Source organism: Klebsiella sp. HN106 (genome assembly GCF_051209435.1).
GTDB lineage: Bacteria > Pseudomonadota > Gammaproteobacteria > Enterobacterales > Enterobacteriaceae > Klebsiella > Klebsiella oxytoca.
On sequence record NZ_JBLURD010000176.1, the window covers coordinates 1 to 326 of the forward strand.

At 62.9% G+C, this 326-nt stretch carries 1 protein-coding gene; it reads right to left on the reverse strand.

The features are described 5' to 3' along the window. The coding region (locus ACSIPU_RS30830) for a hypothetical protein (RefSeq protein ID WP_435322509.1) at nucleotides 1-326 on the reverse strand (326 nt) is incomplete at both ends.

Consider the following 326-nt stretch of genomic DNA (forward strand, 5'->3'; position numbering starts at 1 on the left):
TAACGTCTCTTCCTGCGCCCAGGCGTTCACTTTCTCCATCCACTTGCCCTGGTTGCCGCGATTAAACTTCCGCCGGTCAAGGCCGGAATTTTCCAGCACGCCTTCGATCTCGCCCACCTGCTCGCGCCACTGCTGCTTGAGCGAGTCAATGCGGGCGATGATCTGCTGATGGCGTTCGGCCAGCGTCTCGTTAGGGGCTGGCGGCGACTTAAGCTGCGGCGCTTCGCCCTGCAGCCAGCGGTCAAGGGACTTCAGCAGATCGCGCGGCCCTTTCCAGACGTCGTGGATCACCGCCGCGATATCGCGGGTCAGGGGATAGCAGTGGC